Annotated in this window: 20 protein-coding genes; 15 read left to right on the top strand and 5 right to left on the bottom strand. The window is 33.0% G+C overall.

Going from position 1 to position 20,558, the window contains the following annotated elements; all coding sequences use genetic code 11:
* Nucleotides 1-68 precede the first annotated feature (68 nt).
* The gene (locus EW093_RS18175) at nt 69-227 is read left to right on the top strand and encodes a helix-turn-helix domain-containing protein (RefSeq protein WP_484421975.1); all 159 of its coding nucleotides are present in this window, start codon (nt 69-71) and stop codon (nt 225-227) included.
* Here the strand turns inward: EW093_RS18175 and EW093_RS16955 are convergent.
* On the bottom strand, nt 224-1,735 hold the full coding sequence (locus EW093_RS16955) for a B12-binding domain-containing radical SAM protein (RefSeq protein ID WP_149569533.1): 1,512 nt from the start codon (nt 1,733-1,735) through the stop codon (nt 224-226). The two genes, EW093_RS18175 and EW093_RS16955, sit on opposite strands and share 4 nt — an antisense overlap.
* A gap of 49 nt (nt 1,736-1,784) precedes the next feature.
* Here EW093_RS16955 and EW093_RS16950 point away from each other — a divergent pair, with 49 nt between their 5' ends.
* The 7 genes from EW093_RS16950 (at nt 1,785) to EW093_RS16920 (ending at nt 8,956) form a co-directional block, all read left to right on the top strand.
* Nucleotides 1,785-2,987, top strand: coding sequence for a S1C family serine protease (locus EW093_RS16950; RefSeq protein WP_149569532.1), 1,203 nt, complete (start codon nt 1,785-1,787; stop codon nt 2,985-2,987).
* A complete protein-coding gene (gene uvrB, locus EW093_RS16945) occupies nt 2,988-4,976 on the top strand; it encodes an excinuclease ABC subunit UvrB (RefSeq protein ID WP_149569531.1) in 1,989 nt (662 codons plus the stop codon).
* Nucleotides 4,973-5,341 carry a hypothetical protein gene (locus tag EW093_RS16940; RefSeq protein WP_149569530.1) on the top strand — a complete coding sequence of 123 codons (369 nt, stop codon included), beginning with the start codon at nt 4,973-4,975 and terminating at the stop codon, nt 5,339-5,341. Before uvrB ends, EW093_RS16940 begins: the two co-directional genes overlap by 4 nt.
* Before the next feature lie 14 nt (nt 5,342-5,355).
* Complete coding sequence (locus EW093_RS16935; RefSeq protein ID WP_149569529.1) at nt 5,356-5,694, top strand: hypothetical protein; 339 nt, start codon at nt 5,356-5,358, stop codon at nt 5,692-5,694.
* 111 nt (nt 5,695-5,805) lie between these two features.
* Nucleotides 5,806-7,029, top strand: coding sequence for an extracellular solute-binding protein (locus EW093_RS16930; protein ID WP_149569528.1), 1,224 nt, complete (start codon nt 5,806-5,808; stop codon nt 7,027-7,029).
* Nucleotides 7,030-7,077: 48 nt separating this feature from the next.
* Complete coding sequence (locus tag EW093_RS16925; RefSeq protein WP_149569527.1) at nt 7,078-8,097, top strand: carbohydrate ABC transporter permease; 1,020 nt, start codon at nt 7,078-7,080, stop codon at nt 8,095-8,097.
* Nucleotide 8,098: 1 nt separating this feature from the next.
* On the top strand, nt 8,099-8,956 hold the full coding sequence (locus EW093_RS16920) for a sugar ABC transporter permease (RefSeq protein ID WP_149569526.1): 858 nt from the start codon (nt 8,099-8,101) through the stop codon (nt 8,954-8,956).
* On the opposite strand, the gene EW093_RS16915 is transcribed toward EW093_RS16920, so the two are convergent.
* The 3 genes from EW093_RS16915 to EW093_RS16905 are packed head-to-tail and all read right to left on the bottom strand — an operon-like array spanning nt 8,957 to nt 11,274.
* Complete coding sequence (locus EW093_RS16915) at nt 8,957-9,622, bottom strand: LrgB family protein (protein ID WP_149569525.1); 666 nt, start codon at nt 9,620-9,622, stop codon at nt 8,957-8,959.
* Complete coding sequence (locus EW093_RS16910) at nt 9,619-9,966, bottom strand: CidA/LrgA family protein (RefSeq protein ID WP_149569524.1); 348 nt, start codon at nt 9,964-9,966, stop codon at nt 9,619-9,621. Before EW093_RS16910 ends, EW093_RS16915 begins: the two co-directional genes overlap by 4 nt.
* A gap of 24 nt (nt 9,967-9,990) precedes the next feature.
* On the bottom strand, nt 9,991-11,274 hold the full coding sequence (locus tag EW093_RS16905; RefSeq protein ID WP_149569523.1) for an alpha-amylase family glycosyl hydrolase: 1,284 nt from the start codon (nt 11,272-11,274) through the stop codon (nt 9,991-9,993).
* A gap of 249 nt (nt 11,275-11,523) precedes the next feature.
* Here EW093_RS16905 and typA point away from each other — a divergent pair, with 249 nt between their 5' ends.
* Nucleotides 11,524-13,350 carry a translational GTPase TypA gene (gene typA, locus EW093_RS16900; RefSeq protein ID WP_342781920.1) on the top strand — a complete coding sequence of 609 codons (1,827 nt, stop codon included), beginning with the start codon at nt 11,524-11,526 and terminating at the stop codon, nt 13,348-13,350.
* A gap of 62 nt (nt 13,351-13,412) precedes the next feature.
* Nucleotides 13,413-14,186, top strand: a complete 774-nt coding sequence (locus EW093_RS16895) for an endonuclease/exonuclease/phosphatase family protein (RefSeq protein ID WP_149569521.1) — start codon at nt 13,413-13,415, stop codon at nt 14,184-14,186.
* Here the strand turns inward: EW093_RS16895 and EW093_RS16890 are convergent.
* The gene (locus EW093_RS16890; RefSeq protein ID WP_149569520.1) at nt 14,170-14,886 is read right to left on the bottom strand and encodes an RsmE family RNA methyltransferase; all 717 of its coding nucleotides are present in this window, start codon (nt 14,884-14,886) and stop codon (nt 14,170-14,172) included. The genes EW093_RS16895 and EW093_RS16890 overlap by 17 nt on opposite strands.
* An 80-nt stretch (nt 14,887-14,966) precedes the next feature.
* On the opposite strand from EW093_RS16890, the gene EW093_RS16885 reads away from it, so the two are divergent.
* The 5 genes from EW093_RS16885 to nusA all read left to right on the top strand — a co-directional run bounded on the left by EW093_RS16885 (nt 14,967) and on the right by nusA (nt 20,549).
* Complete coding sequence (locus tag EW093_RS16885; protein WP_149569519.1) at nt 14,967-15,269, top strand: YhbY family RNA-binding protein; 303 nt, start codon at nt 14,967-14,969, stop codon at nt 15,267-15,269.
* 8 nt (nt 15,270-15,277) lie between these two features.
* A complete protein-coding gene (gene mutS / locus EW093_RS16880) occupies nt 15,278-17,866 on the top strand; it encodes a DNA mismatch repair protein MutS (RefSeq protein ID WP_149569518.1) in 2,589 nt (862 codons plus the stop codon).
* Nucleotides 17,867-17,894: 28 nt separating this feature from the next.
* A complete protein-coding gene (locus tag EW093_RS16875) occupies nt 17,895-18,539 on the top strand; it encodes a ComF family protein (RefSeq protein WP_149569517.1) in 645 nt (214 codons plus the stop codon).
* Nucleotides 18,540-18,634: 95 nt separating this feature from the next.
* Nucleotides 18,635-19,081: an LSm family protein gene (locus EW093_RS16870; protein ID WP_187759758.1), complete on the top strand. Its 447-nt coding sequence runs from the start codon at nt 18,635-18,637 to the stop codon at nt 19,079-19,081.
* A 16-nt stretch (nt 19,082-19,097) separates the two neighbouring features.
* Entirely contained in the window at nt 19,098-20,549 is a 1,452-nt protein-coding gene (gene nusA / locus EW093_RS16865) for a transcription termination factor NusA (RefSeq protein ID WP_149569515.1), read from the top strand.
* Nucleotides 20,550-20,558: the final 9 nt, after the last annotated feature.

Here is a 20,558-nt window from a genome sequence, read left to right as displayed (position 1 = left end):
ATGATCTACCATCTATTGTTAGGGATAGACCTGAGAAAAATAGCATATCTATACCACTAGGAATCACAATGGCGGAAGCTGAAAAAATAATTATATCCGAAACCCTAAGGGTTGAGAATGGAAATAAAAGCAGGGCCAGTGAAATCCTTGGAATTGGAAGGAAAACACTACATAGAAAAATCCATGATTATGACCTAGAGGATGAGTTTCTAAAAAAGAGTGATTAATCCCTGTGTCTAGCCTGCCTTTTTCCAATATCTTTATTTCCACCTTTGTTAATAGGTGGTATGTACGTAGCAAACTCCCGTAAAAACCCAGGGAGTTTTCTACCATTTATCTTAGTTATATCAGCAACCATTATATCCGCAATCTCTGTTTTATTAAAATCTAATACTTCAGTCAAATACTCAAATAAGTACTCAGAGAGTCTGTTTAAAGATATCTGATAAGTTGTTTTACTTCTGTTATAAATCCATGTTGAGAACTTATAAAATCCAGAAAAGATATCTCCATCTATCCATAATTTTTTTATAGTCTGTTTAAAATTTCCGCTATTAAATGCTAGGTCCCAGTATCTGGTAAATCTTTTCATCTCCTGCATTTTTAAAAATGGGATATCACTATTTTGTAAAATTTCATAGGGAGGTAGGTCAGAATAGATCATTTTATAGGTCTTGTCATGTCTATCCAAAGTTGTTCCTGACAGCTTTTTTAAAACACCTAACTGTATCTCACAATTAGTCATATCCCCCAGTCTATTTAAGTTATCTGCAAAGCTCTCTAAACTCTCACCAGGTAGGCCAATAATTAGATCTACATGTAGATGGGCATCTGTTTGTTCCTCTAAAAATCTTAAATTCTCTTCAATTTTTTCAAAGTCCATTTTTCTATTAATTCTATATGCTATATCCTCATTTAGTGTTTGTATTCCCACTTCTAGTTGAATCGTTCCTGGTTTAAACTCTGTTATTTTATCCTTTATAGATTTGGGGAAGAACTCAGGTATCACTTCAAAGTGGACCAAAAACCCATCATCTTTACCTAGGAAAAAATCCAATACCTTATTGCTTTTTTCAATATTCAAGTTAAAGGTTCTATCTATAAACTTAAAGTTTCTTGCTCCTCTATCCCAAAGTTTTTGAAACTCATTAAGTAGTTTTTCAATTTCAAAATCCCTTACTTTTTTATCAATAGAGCTTAAGCAGAACTCACATTTAAATGGACATCCCCTAGAAGCTTCAACATAAATTATTCTATTTTGTATATCATGATCGCTGTAGAACTCATATGGCATGTTTAAGGAACTTAGAACAGGAACCCCCTCATTATCAACGCTTTTATCTATGATTAATCCTCTTTTTATACTGTCTATAAGATTGTAGAACTTATTCTCTCCTTCACCTATAATAATATGGTCCGCTTTAGAAAAGTCTACTCTGTAGGGTGTATGACTTACCTCAGGTCCTCCTAGGACTACTATAGTCTCTGGTGATACCTTTTTAATAATGTCAATTATTGTAGAAACTTCTAATGCATTCCATATATATACGCCGATACCTATAACTGAAGGTGAATTTTTAAGTAATTTCTCCACTATTTCGTGGATATTATCGTTAATTGTAAATTCGAGAATCTCTGTCTCCCTTTGGTACTCTTTAAGATTAGCGTAGAGGTAACGAAGAGCAATTGATGTGTGGGCATATCTGGCATTTAGTGTTGTTAAAATTATATTCATACTTTAATTTATCATTTTTTGTATTAAAATTCTATCTAAGGAGTCAAATATGAATATTAGTAAAAAAGCCCTTAAGAGTATAATACTCTCAATTATTATTCTAACCCTATTATTAGTCTTATCTGGAGTAGTAGAGGCATCTTATAAAAAGAAGCTTTTAGGTAATTTAGCCAGGGACATTACAGCTTTAAACAGTTTTCAGTTTACAGATAGGGAGAGTACTGTAAAAAGTATAGCCAATAGAAGTGAGCTCTCACCTGAAGAGTTAAATAACATGGATATCTATAAAACACTAAATAGAGCTGTAGTAAATATTACAACAAAAACCCTTTCCTACAATTGGGCCTTTGAAGTAGTACCAAAGGATAGTGGAACAGGTTCAGGATCAATTATAAGTCAAGATGGATATATTTTAACAAACTATCACATAATAGAGAACGTATATGAAGTATTTGTAACCCTCTATGATGGATCTGAATATGAAGGAAGGGTTGTTGGTACAGATATTGAAAATGATTTAACAGTTATAAAGTTTGATCCAAAGGGGAAAGAGTTAACAGTTATACCCTTTGGTATCTCAAATGATTTAGCCATAGGTCAAAAGGTTTTAGCCATTGGAAATCCATTTGGATTTGATAGAACCCTTACAACCGGGGTTATATCAGGTACCGGTAGGCCTCTACACAATAACTCAGGTTATTTAATGTTAGATATGATACAAACTGATGCATCAATAAATCCTGGAAACTCAGGTGGTCCACTACTAGACTCCACAGGAAAAATGATCGGGGTTAATACAATGATCTACTCTAAAAGTGGAGGTTCAGATGGAATTGGTTTTGCACTACCAATAGATAGTGCAAAACGATCAGTTAATGAGATAATTACCTATGGGGAAGTTCGTAGAGGGTGGATCGATATTGATCCCATAGAGTTAACCCCAGCCCTTGTTAGATATGCAAACCTAAAGACAGAAAAGGGTATTCTTATTTCTAGTGTAATAAAAGGTGGTAATGCCTGGGATGCTGGGCTTAAAGGTGGTGATAAAAGAGATGCTATCCGTTATAAAAATAGTGTAAAATATTTAGGTGGAGATATTATTACATCATTAAATGGTTATAAACTAGAAACAATTTCAGATTTATTTACAGCATTACAGGATACAAAACCAGGAGAATCTGTTAGTCTTAAATATATCAGAGGTAATAGACTGATAGAAACTAAGATTAAATTATCAACACGGAAGAAATAGATGGCAAAATTTATTGTGAAATCCCCATTCTCTCCTTCAGGGGATCAAGGCCCTGCAATTAAAGAACTATCAGAGGGGGTATTAAATGGAGAGAAATATTTAACACTAAAGGGAGTAACTGGCTCAGGTAAAACATTCTCAATGGCTAAAATAATTGAAAATGTTCAAAAACCGACCCTTATTGTTTCCCATAATAAAACATTAGCAGCTCAACTATATAGGGAGTTTAAAGAGTTCTTTCCTGATAATGCAGTAGAGTATTTTGTTTCATATTATGACTACTACCAACCAGAGGCTTACGTCCCTTCTAAGGATCTTTTTATAGAGAAGGATTCATCTATAAATGATGAGGTAGATAGATTAAGGCTCTCTACAGCTGCATCGCTAATGGAGAGAAAGGATGTTATTGTAATTGCAACAGTCTCTTGTATATATGGTTTAGGTAACCCTAAAGCTTTTTTTGATCTACGATTACAAATTTCTAAGGATCAACCTAAAAATATCGATGTATATGCAAAACAATTAATAACATTACAGTATGAACGTAATAATTATACCCCTGATAGGGGATCCTTTAGAATAAAAGGGGATGTCTTAGAGATATATCCTGCATACCTTAAAGATTTAGCATATAGAATCGAGTATGACTGGGATGATATCGCTTCTATAAAGAAAATACATCCACTTACTGGGGATGTTTTAGATGAGATTGACTCCTGTGAGATTTACCCTGCAAAACACTTTGTATTAGAAGAGCATGAGGTCTTATCAGCCCTGGATCTAATAGAAGAAGAGAAAAAAAGACAGGTTGAGTTTTTTGAATCCCAAAATAAACTTGTAGAAGCCCAGAGAATAGAGACTAGAACTAATTATGATATAGATATGATGAGGGAAATGGGTTACTGTTCTGGTATTGAAAACTACTCTAGAATTCTATCAGGAAGAGTAATTGATGAGAGACCAGCAGTTTTAATAGACTACTTTCCTAAGGACTTTTTAACAATAATCGATGAGTCCCATGTTACAGTCTCCCAGATAGGGGCTATGTATGAGGGGGATAGGTCGAGGAAAAACAATCTTGTAAATTACGGCTTTAGACTACCTTCAGCCCTGGATAATAGACCTCTTAAATATCCAGAGTTTGATAGAATTACACCACAAAAAATATTTGTTTCTGCAACTCCAACACCTAAAGAGATAAAACTATCCTCAAGGGTCGTAGAGCAACTAATAAGACCTACAGGTCTTTTAGATCCTATAATAAATGTAAGACCAACTGACGGTCAGATCGAGGATCTATATAAAGAGATAAATATCCGTATTAAAAAGAATGAGAGGGTATTAATTACTACTCTTACAAAAAAGATGGCAGAGGATATGACAGAGTATCTCTGTTCCCTAGATTTAAAAGTAAAATACCTACACTCCGATATTAAAACCTTTGAAAGGGTTGAGATTTTAAAAGAGCTAAGAGAGGGTAAATTTGATGTGCTTATAGGTATAAACCTTTTAAGAGAGGGATTAGATTTACCAGAAGTATCATTGATTGCTATTATGGATGCTGATAAAATAGGCTTTTTAAGGTCTACTACATCTCTTATTCAAACAATTGGTCGGGCTGCTAGAAATTCCGAAGGCTACGTTATTATGTATGCTGATAAAATGTCTGATGCTATGAAGGTTGCAATAAAAGAGACTAAGAGAAGAAGAGAGATACAAGAAGAGTACAATAAGAAGCATGGTATAACTCCTACAACTGTAAAAAAAGCGATTAAGGATATCCTTGAAAGAGAGCTAGATAAAAGAAAGGGTGCTGAGTTTGAAAATATAAAAGTATTAAAAGATAGTACAAACCTTCTAGATCCTAAACAGAAAAAGAGACTTATTAAGGCGTTAGAAAATGAGATGATGGAGCATGCAAAAAGAATGGAATTCGAAGAAGCCGCTGTATTAAGAGATGAGATAGTTAAGCTAAGGGATAGTAAGTGAAGAAATTATTAATTATATTAACTCTATTTTCTATAATTTCATGTAAAAAAGAGGTTCTAGAGATCGATATTAACTTACCAGAAACATCTGTTGTAAGTAGTAATAGTAGGTGGGGTGTTGTAAAATATCCCTATATTCGGGTAAGGAAAAGCCCAGATGAAGAAGATGCAATCAGTTCTGCTTTTAGGCAGGGAGATATTGTTAAGATTATAAAATCTTCTGAATATTCTACTACAGAACAGGGAGAAGATATCTACTGGTTTTATACGGTGTTAGATGATGTTGAAGGTTGGGTTAGAGGCTCAAATTTGAGTATTTATGAATCAAAAGAACAGGCATCTACAGCATCAAAAATGTTTAAATAATAGGGAGAAATTATATGGATAGAATAGAGAATATTAAAATTATGAATGATCTAGTTTTAAGAACAGAAAGGGGAGAGCTTAGCTGGAGTAAAACCAACTATGCAGGTGTATACAGTCTAAGTAATAGTAACGGTGTTATAGAGATTGGTAAAACAAGTAGTGGGGATATACATTTTAAAATTGTTGGAGTTAAGGGGGATGTTGTTACTGATGACATCTATTTGATGAAAAAAGATGAGGACCTACAGGTATATAAAGTAAGTAACGTATTATGGTTATTAATTAAAGATTTAAGTGTCGACAGTAAGGTCGATTTTCAAGAAATTCTAAACCTTTTAGAAGAAGAAGAATAGATTTATGAAAACGCTTGCCTTTTTTCGGGTATATTAAAAAAAACTTTTGACATCTGCCTTTTGTGAAACTAAGATTAACTTATCATTTAGTAAATAAAAGGAGATATTTAAATGAAAAAAGCTATTCTGTTTATTTTAACAGTACTTATGAGTTTTCAATTTTTGTCTGCTAACTCAAACACTGAAGCTGCTTCAGATGGAAATGTTAGTATAGAAATGTGGACTAAAGAAGGGGATGCTGATGGGACATTACAGTGGACTATGGCACTTATCGAGCAGTTCATGGCTGAGAATCCAACTATAACTGTTGAAGTTGTTAAAAAAACAACTGTTGATGAATTAAGAGAGGATTTTCAAACCGCTTCATTAGCAGGTGAAACACCAGACTTATTATGGACAGTTTCTGACCATGCTGGACCATTTTTAACTGCAGATTTAATACAATCCGTTGATGGTCTTGTAGACTTATCAAAATTTGTTGAGACTGTTACAACTGCAGAAGGCTCATGGGCTGTTCCAATGTCTAGTGGTAACCATTTAATGTTAATATATAATAAGGATTTAATTCAAACTCCTCCAACTACAACTGATGAGTTAATTGCTATGGGTACTGAGTTAACTACTGACGATATGTATGGATTAGTATATAACCAAACAGAGCCATTCTGGTTTGTTCCTTGGTTAGGTGGTTTTAATGGTAAAGTATTTGCTGCTGATGGAGTTACTCCAACATTAAATACTAAAGAGATGGTTAACGCTTTACAATTTGTATCTGATCTTAAAAATAAATACGCTATAGTGCCTCAAGAGTGTGACTATAACGCTGCTGATACACTTTTTAAAGAGGGTAAAGCTGCTATGATAATTAACGGTGACTGGTCTTTAGGTGATTATGAAAAATTATTTGGTGATAAATTAGGAGTTACAAGAATTCCTATGGTTTCAGCAACTAAAAAATGGCCTGCTCCATATACTGCTGGTATCTACTTAATGGTACCAAAAGATATTGATGCTGCAAAAGCAAAAGCTGCTGCTAAGTTAATAGAGTTTTTTACTTCAAAAGATGTTCAATACTCACAGGTTAATGATTTTAATAGACTACCTGGTTTAAAAGCTGCATATGATGCACCAAAAATTAAAGAGTCATCAATTTTAAAAGGTTCTTCATATCAGTTAGAAGTTGGAACTCCAATGCCTACAGTTCTTGAAATGAGAGCAGTATGGGATGGTATTAAACCTGAATTAGCTCAAGTTTTAGCTGGTAATATTTCACCTGCTGATGCTGCAGAGTTAATGCAAGAGTCTGCTGTAGCAGGTATCGCTGCACAACAATAATTAGAATAAAGGGGCATAAAGCCCCTTTTATTTAAGGAGAACGTCAACATGAGCTTCGAAATCGTAGCGAAAAGTCTTTCGCAGATTGGAATAACACTAGCACTGATTCTAATTGCATTTGGAATAGTTGAAGCAGTGATTTTTTTGGTTTATAATAAAGTACTCAAAGCAGGCGATAAAGCATTAACAGGTATGTTGTTAGCTCCAGCTGTTATAGGTTTATTTTTATTAATCGTTATTCCCTTAATTTATGAACTGGTATTATCATTTAGTAATATGAATCTTCACCATTTTAAAGATCCATCATTTGGTATTACATATTTTTTTGATAATATAAAAAGAGTGTTCACAACTAAAATACTAAAAAAAATGACATTCTGGCCACTACTGTTTCAGACAGTATTATGGACAGCAATTCAGGTAACATTCCATGTTGTTTTAGGTTTAATGTTAGCACTTATACTTAACTCGAAAATTAGATTTAAAGAGTTGTACAAGGGTATTCTTATTCTTCCATGGGCCATGCCTCCTGTAATCTCAGGTTTAACATGGAGAGGTGAGTTCCACTCAGAGTATGGTTTTTTTAATATTATATTAAGACGTTTATTTGGAGATGCAGCTGCTATTCCTTGGATGACAGATGGTTTCTGGAACTTTGTCGCTATGAATATTACTAATATCTGGATGGGTGTCCCATTTATGATGGTAATATGTCTAGGAGCCTTACAGGGTGTTCCATCAGAGTATTATGAGGCTGCAGCTATGGATGGTGCAGGTAAGGGAACAAGACTGTTTCAAATAACAATTCCTCTTATTAAACCTGTTTTAGCTCCATCTGTAATGCTTGGAATTATATGGACATTTAATAACTTTAATGTTCCGTATTTTATTAACCAGTTTATGTTAGAAACATCTGATATTCTAGTAACAGCCCTGTATCGTGCGGCATTTACTTATAATCAGTATGGTTTTGCAGCAGCATTTGCTTTAGTTATATTCTTTATTCTTTTTGGAATAAGCATAATTTATATGAAAAAAACCGGTGCTCTTAAGGCCGTGGGGGATTGATATGAAAAAAAACTCAACACCTTTAATACAACAAGATACTTTAATTGAATCAATTATTAAGCAAATTGTAATGATAGTTTTTTCAGTGGTAACAATATTTCCTATATTAAGAATCATATCAGTATCTTTAAGACCTGGAGATAGACTACTGTCTACATCTTTAAGAATAATACCACTAGATGCAACATGGGATAACTACATAACTTTAATTAGTAATGGAAAATTCTTTTTATGGATTTGGAACTCAGCAATAATTACTCTAATTACAGCTGTTATTGGTTTGAGTATCGCTGCATTCTCAGCCTATGCTGTTTCTAGATGGAAGTTTAGAGGAAGAAGTGCTCTGTTACTATTTTTATTAGGGACACAAATGATTCCTGCAGCTATGTTAATAATTCCTCTTTTTATTATTGCAACTAAATTAAGTCTGGTTAATACATATTCTGGAATTATATTAGCCTACTCAGTTCAAGCTGTTCCATTTAGTATCTGGATCTTAAAAGGGTATTACGACACTATACCCAGGTCTTTAGAAGAGGCAGCAGAGATCGATGGTGCACCTAAAATGTATATCTTCTTTAAAATAATATTACCTTTAACTCTTCCTGCTTTAGCTGTAGCGTTTCTTTTTAACTTTATGTCTTCATGGAATGAGTTTATGTTAGCTTCAATTATGTTAAGAAAGTCTACAATGCATCCATGGACTCTAGGTTTAAGAGATCTGCAAGGTCAGTATCAGACAGCGTGGGGTCAATACTCTGCGGGGTCCGTATTAATTTCAATTCCTGTAGTATTCCTTTTTTACAAGAGTTCAAGATTCCTTGTTTCTGGATTAACTATGGGTTCAGTAAAAGAGTAATTAAAATATTAGTAGTAATAAAGGGATTATTAGTGATGTAATTAGGCCTGCAACTCCTATAGATACGCCACTAATAGCCCCTTCTACTTCACCTAACTCTATAGCCTTTGAAGTACCTATTGCATGGGCGGAAGTTCCAAGGGCTGCACCTATAGCAACAGAGTCTTTAATATTAAAAAGTCTAAATAATATAGGAGCTAGTATATTTCCTAAAATTCCAGTTAAAACAATAACCGATACTGTTAGGGAGGGGATTCCTCCAATCTTCTTTGAAACCTCCATACCAATTGGAGTTGTTATGCTTTTAGGTAGTAGACTTAGGGTTATTTCACTATTAACCCCAAAGAGTTTCGATAAAAACCATACCGATGTAATTGCAACTATGGAACCTACTAAAATACCGATAATTAAGACTAAACCCCTTTTTTTTAGGATATCCCAATTGTTATAGAGTGGTAGGGCTAAGGCGACAGTAGCTGGACCTAAAAATATGGATATAAACTTACCTCCAGTTAAGTACTCCTCATAGGTTATCCCTGTTACTTTTAAGAATAATATTAAAAAAGCTACAGAGAGTAGTACAGGGTTAAGAAGTGGTATCTTAGTTTTTTGTTGAAGTTTAGTAAAAACTATATAGAAGGTTATGGTTAAAAATATATAATTCATTTTTTTATCCTTTCAATTAATAAGATAGTAAAGGCGGTAGATAGCAGGGTTATGGTAGTAGATATTAAAAGTATTAGAATTATTTTTAATATATTCCCATTAAAGAGGTGAATTACTGTAATTAAACCTACTCCTCCAGGTATAAAAAGAATAGCTAGGTTTTTAAGAAAAAAGTTTGAAACAGTAGATATCTTCTCTTCTGGGACTAAATTAAATTTAAGAGCCATAAACATTAGCAAAAAACCTACTACATTTCCTGGTAAAGGTGATGGAATAAAGCGTACTAAACTCTCACCTAAAATATAAAAAAGTGTTAAAATCCATAATTGTTTAAAAATGTTCATACAGTATTATAATGAAAATAATCCTTAAGGTATAGATTTAAAAATATATGGAGCTTTTTTAAGATTCAATTTCTCATGATCTATAGAAAAATTCTCTCCAGTTACAATGTTAAGATAATCTCCTTTTAATACTTCAACTTTAATATTCCTGTCTTTTTTTCCAAAATTAAATATACCATGGAGAGTCTCTCCCTCTGCTCTATATCGTAAGTGAACACAGTTATCTGCAAGGGCGTTTATAGTATATATACCGTTTTTAACAATATCCATATGGTCTATACTTAAAATCTTTTTAATCATATCGTAAAAACTTGCATCAATATCTGTCCAGTTTATTGTTTCATTACTTAGAATATTAACTTTTTGTGATATTTTATACTCTTCTCCTGCATAGATAAGGGGAACTCCCTTCTCAAAAAGAGAAAAAGCCTTCCAATTTATTAAAAGATAGTCATCTTTAATAAGTTTTGCAGCACGTATAGTGTTATTGTTCTCTAAAAATCTCAGTTTTAGATAATCCACTGGATATATTATCTCCTGGTTTCTACGCTCATCAATAAATTTTTGAAATGGAATATCTCCTTGAATATAGCCCTCTAGGCTGTATTGGATATCATAGTCATAGAGTATGTCAAAAACATTATATAATTCTGAATCAGAGTGACATACATAACCGTTATGTCTAATGAAGGATATAAACTCTTTGTCCACACTCTCTGCTATCCAGATTAAATCCCTATGATCACTAGAGAGTGTATCCTTAGCCATAGACCAAAAACTTAAAGGTACAACAGATGCTACATCACATCTAAATCCATCAATATTTAACTCTGCCCAGTAATGTAGTACTTCTATTAGGTAATTTTTTAATTCACTATTACTAAAATCGAGGTCGTATACATCATCCCAGTCAGGAATTTTACCAATCATTTGATTTTTTTCATTCTGTAATATCCATTCAGGATGCTCTAGAACAACAACTGAGTCGCAGGATACGTGGTTAAATACAATATCAATTATAATTTTTAGTCCATGTTCATGACATCTATCTATTAAATTTTTAAAATCATTTAAACCACCTAATTCTGGGTTCACAGAAAAATAGTCTGATACAGAGTAGGGTGACCCTATATCCCCCCTTCTGTTTTCCTTTCCTATAGGATAGTGGGGTAGTATCCATATTATATTTACACCTAAATCTTTAATTCTTGGAAGGTCATCTATTAACCCTTGAATATCACCACTTTTTGAATGATTCCTAATTGAAACACTATATATTGATTGACTTTTTAATCTACTTCTATCCATAAAATACTCCGTTTAGATTTTTCTTTAGGCTTTTATATTATACTACACCCCTACCTATATTTATATTATAATATCTCTTAGATTCCCATCAATTTTCAATATTATATAAAACTTTTTGTATTAGAAGCAAATCTTTCCTTTTATACTCAAAAATATACTCCATCTGCTTTTTTTACTATTGTAATTAACTCCTAATAAGGGTATCTTTCCGTAGTTAAATCAAATTCTATTTGACAGAAGGATAAAATCGTGCCAATAAGACAAAACGAGAAAATAAGAAATATAGCAATAATTGCCCATGTTGACCATGGTAAAACAACTTTAGTAGATGCAATGTTTAAGCAGGCTGGACTCTTTAGAGAGGGTGCATCTGTACAAGATAGATTAATGGATAACCAAGATCTTGAAAAAGAGCGGGGGATTACAATATCAGCAAAAAACTGTGAAGTAGAGTGGAAGGGTGTTAAGATTAATATCTTAGATACACCAGGACATGCTGACTTTGGTGGTGAGGTAGAGAGAGCTCTATCTATGGTTGATGGAGTTATTTTATTAGTCGACGCATCTGAAGGACCACTTCCACAAACTCGTTTTGTTCTAGATAAAGCACTAAAATTAGGTTTACATCTTACTGTAGTTATAAATAAAATCGATAGGGGTGATGCAAGACCTTTAGTTGTATTTGATGAAGTTAATGATCTATTAATAGATTTAGATGCTACAGACGAGCAGTTAGAGTTTCCTCTAATTTATGCAATTGGAAGAGATGGTATTGCAAAAAAAGATTTAGATGATGAAGCAAGTAATTTAGATGTTTTATTTGATACAATAATTAATGAAATACCAGGGCCTACACACAATATAAATACTCCATTCCAAATGTTAGTATGTGATTTAAGTTACTCTGACTTTTTAGGTCGATTAGCCATAGGTAAAATTCATAACGGATCTGTTACAGCTAAAGATAAACTTGTATGTATTGATAAAAATGGAGATAGAACACCTCTTAAGGTTTCAAAGCTTCAAGTTCATAAGGGTGTAGGTTACGAAGAGGTTGAAACTGCAGAGCCAGGTGATATTGTTATTCTATCCGGCGTATCTGATGTTTCTATTGGGGACACTATCTGTGCTGAAAATGCACCAGAGCCACTCCCACGTTTAGAGGTTGAAGAGCCAACTGTATCCATGAGATTTACAATTAACACTTCTCCTCTTGTAGGACAAGAGGGTAAAATTGTACAGGGAAGTAAACTACAAGCCAGACTTGAAAAAGAGACTCTTAATAATGTTGCTATTCAAGTTGTTCCTGCAGAAGATGGTGATGGATGGATAGTAAAAGGTCGTGGAGAACTTCAAATGGCTATTATTATCGAAGAGATGAGACGTGAAGGTTTTGAGCTTTGTGTTGGTAGACCAGAGGTTATCTGTCATAAGAAAGATGGTAAATTAATGGAACCTATGGAGCATTTAAGTATAGACTGCGAAGAGATCCATTCCGGTGTAATAATTGAGAAAATATCCAAAAGAAAGGGTATTATGTCAAACTTTATGACTGAGCACGGAGGTAGATGTAAAATTGACTTCCTAGTTCCTTCAAGAGCACTAATAGGTTATAGGGATGAGTTTTTAACTGATACTAAGGGTTCGGGTATAATGAACTCAATATCAGCTGGATTTGAAGAGTATAAAGGTGCTATCCCTTCTAGATTAACTGGATCTTTAGTAGCCGATAGACCAGGTTCTGCTGTGCCATATGCTCTTTTCCATTTAGAGCCACGGGGAACACTTTATATTGAAGCTGGAGCTCCAATATATGAGGGTATGATTATCGGTGTTAGAAATAAGGAGCATGATTTAAATGTTAATCCTTGTAAAGCTAAACAGTTATCAAACGTTCGTGCCTCTGGGAAGGATGATGCTGTTGTATTAACACCTGTTAGTCCAATGAGTTTAGAGAGAGCAATAAACATTATCTTAGAAGATGAGATGGTAGAAATTACTCCAAAATCTATTAGACTAAGAAAAAAGATTCTTTCTGCACAAGGCCGAAAGGGTGCAAAAAAGAGAGAAAATTAATATAATTTATACTATAATAAGTGTGTACCTAGATATTTTCTGGGTACACATTGAAGTAAATTATGAAAAGATTTAATGAGACAAATTATTTAATTGAAAATCACACCTACTCAGTTGAAGAGATTAGTAGAGACGAGATAACTCTACTAAATTGGAATATTCAAAAAAAAAATAACTTTTCAAACTGGAGGAATGAGTTTAAAACTCTTTTAGATAAGTACAATCCTAGTATAATACTACTACAGGAGTGTCAGTTCAAAAAAGGTTTAGAATCCCTTCTGTTTTCAGAGCATTACGGTTTTATTTTTGCACCTAATTTTATTGATCTATTTAAAAATCTCCACTCTGGAGTTTTAACAGCAAGCCACGGTAAGCATAGTTTTTCCGAAGTAACTAAATCCCACGCCTTTGAACCGTTTATTAAGGTTCCAAAAATATTTTTATCAACAAAGTATAGAATATCTCAATGTGATCAGGAGTTATTAGTAATAAATATTCATGCTATTAATTTTGTTGGTTTTTGGAAATTTATATCCCAAGTTCAGCAGTTAGAGTATAACATAAAATCCCATAATGGGCCTGTTATTTTATCTGGTGATTTTAATACATGGAATAAAAAAAGAAGTAAAATTCTAGATAAAATAATAACAGGTATTGGATTGGAAAAAGTACGTTTTAATAATAGTTATAGTAAAAATATTAAGAAATTTCTATTTTTTAACACACTAGATCATATCTATTTTAAGGGTTTAGATATAGATCAAAACCCTAAGGCATTAAAAACTACTAATAGTGATCATAATCCACTTTTTGTAAGGTTTAAATTAACCCCATAGTTGTTAAAATACTACCTAATACGTGGTGACAAGCTGTTTCGGTTCTTAATACTCTCTCCCCAATTTTAAATATAGAAAAACCACTATCCCTTAGAATATTCCGCTCTCTGTCAGAAAATCCCCTCTCTCCGCCAATACATATAACAACGTTTTTACTTTTTGGTATATAGGATGATAGAGTAAGATCTGGAGATATATTATCCATTGCTAATCTATCCACATCTGATGGTATGCTTTCAATAGCTTTTTTTAATGAATAGTATCTCTCTATTTCAGGAAGAAGAGTTGATTCACCCTGTATTCCTCCTTCGATAATATATTCTACATACTGCTGGTCTTTCCACAACTTACTAGATAGGTATGTCTTTTCCCCTAGATCTGTTGCGCACATTATTATCTTCTCTACACCAGTTGTTGATAGATCTTTTAATAGTCTTTTAGCAACTGGGGGTCTAGGAGTTCCTATTATAAGGGTGACAGGATAGAGGGCAGGAGAATCATTATCTAAATTATAATCAAAGTAAAAACCTCTATCTTCTATTCTAGTAATTGTAATTTTCCCTTTTTTTCCACCAATTATACCAAAATCAAGTTTATCACCTATTGTAACTTTTATAATATCCATTATGTGTTTATATCTTGCATCATCTTTAGGAAGAAAACCTAACTCTTCTTCTTTTTTAAAAAGTATTAAATTCATTCCTTGATTTTACACTGGATACTATTATTTTTATAGGATTTAGGGTATTTTTAATTAATAATTATTAAATAGGAGAATTGATGTCAAATTTAACAAGCTCTCAAAGAAGTTACCTAACAAAGTGTTCACATAGGATAAAGCCTGTTGTATATATTGGAAAAGAAGGCTTAACAGAGAGTGTTGGTAAAGCAACAAATGAAGCATTTAAGTTTAACGAAATAGTTAAGGTTAAATTTGCTAGTAATAGAGAGTTAAAGAGGGATATATCCCTAGAGTTAGAATCATTTACAGACTCTTCTTTAGTTAGAATTATTGGTCATATTGCAATTTATTATAAGCCTTTTGAGAATAAAGCAGATAGAGTTCTTCATCTTCCAAAGTAGGTAATAATATGGCTTCCAATGATACACCAATGATGAAACAGTATAATCGCCTAAAGTCTGAGAACAAGGGATCTGTCCTTTTTTTTAGACTTGGCGACTTCTATGAAATGTTTAACCAAGATGCTGTTGAAGTAAGTAAAATGTTAAATATAACACTTACAAGACGGGGAGGTGTTCAGATGTGTGGAATCCCATATCACTCTGCACCTAACTATATTGGGCGTCTTTTAGCTCAAGGACAAAAAATAGCCATCTGTGAGCAGGTAGAAATGCCTGTTGGTGGAAAGGGCATTGCAAAAAGAGAAGTAGTTGAAATTATAACACCTGGGACCATCGTAGATGAAAAGTTCTTAGATTCTAGGAGTAATAACTACATTGCAGCCTTTGGTGGTGATAAAAAAGGACTCTCTTTTTCATACAGTGACTTATCTACAGGAGAGTTTAGAACTACAAGTTTCTCTTGGGATGAGAGAAGTGATAAGTTAAGGAAAGAGCTTGCTAGAGTATCTCCTAAAGAACTAATATTACAAGAGACGCTTCTTGAAGATGACACATTAAGTCAGATATTAAAAGATTGTTCCTTTCTTCTAAATAGGTATCCAGAGTGGCTATTTCAATTAGATACATCTATAGAGAGGTTAAAACAGCAGTTTCAAGTTAACTCTTTAAAGGGGTTTGGGTTTGAAGAGAGTGATATCTCCCTACTATCACCTGGAGTTATTCTAGATTATATTTCGGAAAAATCTAAATCTTATCTTCCCCACTTAAGGAATTTAGAGTTCTATAGTGATTCAGACTACTTAAACTTAGATGAATCAACCCAGAAAAACCTAGAAATTATTAGAAATTTACAGGATAGTAGTAAAAATTACACCCTATTAGATGTTTTAGATTATACAAAGTCACCTATGGGTGGTAGAAACTTAAGGCGTTGGTTAACCCACCCATTAAAAGATATTACCGAGATAGATAAAAGACATAAAAAGGTTGAGTTTATATATCAATCCCAAACAATGTTATCTACTTTAAGGGATAGACTTAGCAATATTTTAGATATCGAGAGATTAACTTCAAGGGTTGCAATGGATAAGGCTCACGGAAAGGACCTAATAGCCATTAAAAACTCGATAAAAGAGTCTTTAGAGATAGATCTACTTCTTGAAGAGTGGTCTGATTTCTCCCTCTTTAAAAACACTGAAGATAGGTGTTCTCTAGAAGGCTTATATACAGTTTTAGAGAACTCCATTGATGATGAGCCATCCATACTAATTACCGAAGGCAAATTAATAAAAAATGGTTACAACAGTGAAGTTGATAGATACCGAAATATGAAGAGTCAAAGTAAGACTATATTAGATGAGTATTTAGAAGAAGAGAAGAGAAAAACAGGTATAAATAACTTAAAAATCAAGTATAACAAGATTTTAGGATACTTTTTTGAGGTTTCAAAATCTAATATATCCCAAGTTCCAGAATCATTTATTAGGCGACAATCATTAGTAAATGGTGATAGATTTACAACTGAAAAATTAAATGACTTAGAAGTTGAAATTAATAACTCTCACTCAAAAGTTGTTGAGTTAGAAAAAGCTCTCTTTTTAAAGATTAGAGACTTGGTTAAGGATAAGATTACAAATCTTATGGCACTTTCTGTTAATATTGGAGAGTTAGATACACTTCAATCCTTCTCTTACTCTGCAACGGTACATGGATATATAAAGCCAGAACTTAATAAGAGTGGTTCCCTTGAAATAGTTAATGGGAGACATCCTGTAGTAGAGGCTCATCTACCCCAAGGAGAGTTTATATCAAATGATATAAAACTTAACTCTACAGACAGAAACTTTGCTCTTATTACCGGTCCTAATATGGCTGGTAAATCTACCTACTTAAGACAGGTAGCCCTTATAGTTTTAATGGCCCAAACAGGCTCCTATGTTCCTGCAGATAGTGCAAAAATCAGTATTGTGGATAGAATATTTTGCCGAGTAGGAGCAAGTGACAACTTAGCAAGGGGTGAGTCTACTTTTTTAGTTGAGATGAATGAGACTGCAAATATATTAAGAACAGCAACAGAAGAGTCCTTAGTTATTATGGACGAAGTCGGTAGGGGTACTAGCACTAATGATGGGTTATCAATAGCTTGGGCTATTTGTGAGTATATATTAAGCAATATTAAAGCAAAAACCCTGTTTGCTACCCATTATCATGAACTAACAGAGTTAAAAGAAGATAATATGTTCAACCTATCTATGGCAGTAAAAGAGACTGGGAAGGATATACTTTTTCTGCGAAAAGTTATTGAAGGGGCTTCTAATAACTCCTACGGTATACATGTTGCAAAGTTAGCTGGTGTTCCAAATGAAGTTATAGAAAGGGCCAATGAGTTATTAGAGCATATTATAACTAGTAGCTCTAAAAAAGAGCTGTCAGAAATTCCAAAATCAAGTAATAAAAAGAAATTGTATGCCACAGAGCTTTTTTCTTCTGAGGAGTATATATTAAATGCTATTAAAGGGATTGATTTTAACTCAATTACACCATTAGAAGCAATTAATTATGTTGCAAAATGGCAAAAAGAGCTTTTATCTGAATAGACAGTAATTTTAAATATATAGATATAGTATGTTTGAAAGTTACTGTTTTGTTTGTGGTTTAGAAACTAATAATAAATATCCTCTATGTGATAGTTGTAAACCTACTACATTGAAAAAAGGCATGGTATGTAGAAAGTGTGGAATCCCTACGTCGTTATTTGTTGATCAATGTAGTATGTGTATTACAGAAGATATACAATATAAAAATAACTACTCCTTTTTTCTATACAGTTCAGTTGCTAAAGAGATACTTAAGCTCTATAAATTTAAAAAACAGATAATTTTCTCATACTATTATGCAGAGTTAATAATTGATTATATAAAGGGTAACTTTGAGGACCCAATTATTTGTCCTGTTCCAACATCATTAATAAAGAGAAAGATTAAAAATGGTTATCAATTAGATCCTATTCTTAAAATTTTAAGATATAGAGGGTTAAGGGTTGAACACCTACTAAGAAAACGATTTAGCAAAACTCAGAAAAAACTAAATAGAGTAGAGAGATTCAATAATCTTAATGATAGCTTTAAAGTTGTTAAAAAAATTGATTCTAATAGGCCTATAATACTTTTAGATGATGTATTTACTACAGGTGCTACGATTAATGCATGTTCAAAACTATTTAAAAATTCAAATATGACTATTTATTCCATAACTCTTTATCGAGATTGACATTATTTAATATTCATCTTATATTTAAATAAATTATTATTTTGGAGCTAGAAGAGTCCCGCTGGAGACTCTTTTTTTATGGCCGGAGGAAATTAGTGTCAGACAGTATTGACGTAATCTTAAAAGATGCTGCATTAAAAGTAGTAGAAAAAAGTGGCTTTTTTTTAGTAGATTTTAATCTACAAAGATTAAGTGGGAAAAAACTAAAAGCAGGAGTAATTGTTTACAGTAGGGATGGGATCAGTTTAGATGACTGTGCCGCTGTTCATAAAGTTTTATTCCCTAGATTAGAAATGTTAGCAGAAGATTTTGATTTTTACTTAGAAATAGCTTCCCCAGGTATAACCCGAACATTTAAAAATAGAGAAGAGTATTCAATATTTATTGGAAATAAAATTAAGGTTCTCACATTTGATGAGGATGACTATATTAAGGGTGAACTAATTAAGAGCGAAGATGGAGTGATTACTCTAATAGATAGCAGTAATAAATCGATAGAGATTAATATCGATAATATAAGAAAAGGAAAACTAGATTACTAGGAAAGGAGGTGCATCGATGGTTTCAGATTTTGCTGAAGCTATTAAACAACTACAGCAGGAAAAAGGTATTTCTGAAGAGCTGGTTTTAAAAACAATAGAAAATTTTTTATTAGCAGCTTACAAAAGGAAATATGGGCATTGTGATAATGCTGTAGTAAAGTTTAATGAAGATAGAACAGATGTTGAGGTTTACGCTCAAAAAATGGTTTCAGAAAAAGTTCTTTTTCCTATGGAAGAGATCTCTCTTGAGGATGCTTTAACCTATAATAGCGAAAGTGAAATAGGTGATGATCTTCTAATTCCAGTAGACAAATCTAATTTTGATAGAGTAGCTGTACAATCTGCTAAACAAAAAGCAAAGCAGGACTTAAGAGATATACAGAAAGATTCATTGTACTCTGAATTTAAAGATAAAGTTGGAGAGATGATTATTGGGTATTACCAAAGAGAGAAAAATGGTAACATTTTTGTTGATTTAGGTAGATCAGAGGGAATTCTTCCAAAGAGATTTCAATCTCCTCGAGAAGTTTATAGACCTGGTGATAGAATTAAGGCTTTAGTTCATGAAGTTAATAGAGAGAGGGGTGGACTTCAAATAGTTCTTACAAGAACACACTCCGAGTTTGTTCAAAATATATTTGAGTTAGAAGTACCTGAGATTTATGATGGAACTGTAAAAGTTCATAAGATTGTTAGAGAGCCTGGATATAGGACTAAATTTGCAGTATCATCATTAAGAGATGATGTTGATCCTGTAGGTGCATGTGTTGGACTTAAGGGTATTAGGATTCAAGCTATAGTAAAAGAGCTTGAGGGTGAAAAAATTGATATTGTTAAGTATGAATCCAATGCTGCAACTTATATCAAAAATGCTCTCTCTCCAGCTAGGGTATCAAATGTTTATATAATAGATAGGGATAAAAAATCAGCTTTAGCGGTTGTTGAAGAGGATCAGTTATCATTAGCTATTGGTAAGCAGGGTCTTAACGTAAGGTTGGCTAATAGACTTGTAGATTGGAATATTGATGTTAAAACTCCAGAACAAGTTGAGGATATGGATATATCATTTGAAGCTAATGATGCTGTAAATGCACTGTTTGGTGATGATAATGATGAGATTGTATTAATTTCAGAATTACCAGGTATTACACCAAAATTAGTTGAGATTTTACATAACAATGATATTGAACTTATTGAGACATTGGTAGCAGCTAATCATGCAGAGCTTCTTAAACTCCCAGGATTATCAGAAGAAGATACAGAAATACTTGAAGGTATCCTTAGAGATAATGTTGAAATTGTAGATGAAGAGTATGAAGAAGATGAAGAGATCCAAGAAGAAGCATTTGAAGATGAGTTTGAATGTCCTGAGTGTGGCGAGCCAATTACTTTAGATATGGAAGCGTGTCCTAAGTGTGGTGTTGGATTAAGTTTTGAAGTAGAAGATGAAGAAGATGGAGACGAGTAGAAATAATTT

This window comes from Thiospirochaeta perfilievii (genome assembly GCF_008329945.1).
Classification (GTDB): Bacteria; Spirochaetota; Spirochaetia; order DSM-2461; family DSM-2461; genus Thiospirochaeta; species Thiospirochaeta perfilievii.
This window is presented reverse-complemented; position numbering and strand designations above follow the sequence as displayed.